At 59.3% G+C, this 243-nt stretch carries 1 protein-coding gene; it reads right to left on the bottom strand.

All coding sequences use genetic code 11. The features are described from left to right. Positions 1-86: 86 nt before the first annotated feature. On the bottom strand, positions 87-243 hold a 157-nt coding region (locus SB772_RS44815; RefSeq protein ID WP_410839128.1), incomplete at its 5' end, for an acyl-CoA dehydrogenase.

Raw genomic sequence — 243 nt, 5'->3', positions numbered from 1 at the left:
CAATTCATGTCGAACGCGTTTAGACGGATCTGTCTGGCCATAATCGGATCCAGTTAGGTTGATGCAAAAAGGAAGCGGCGAGCGCGCTAAATCGCGCCGTGACGCGGCGGCAGCACGTCGTTCAGAAAGTAGTTGCCGACGGCGATGTATTTCCAGCGCACCGGATCATGCAGCGTATGCGTGCGGGCATTGCGCCAGTGGCGGTCGAGGTTGTGCTCGGCCAGGGTGGCCTGGCTGCAGATC

Origin of the sequence: Paraburkholderia sp. SIMBA_030 (assembly GCF_046535245.1) — a bacterium.
In the GTDB taxonomy this organism is placed as follows: domain Bacteria; phylum Pseudomonadota; class Gammaproteobacteria; order Burkholderiales; family Burkholderiaceae; genus Paraburkholderia.
This window is presented reverse-complemented; position numbering and strand designations above follow the sequence as displayed.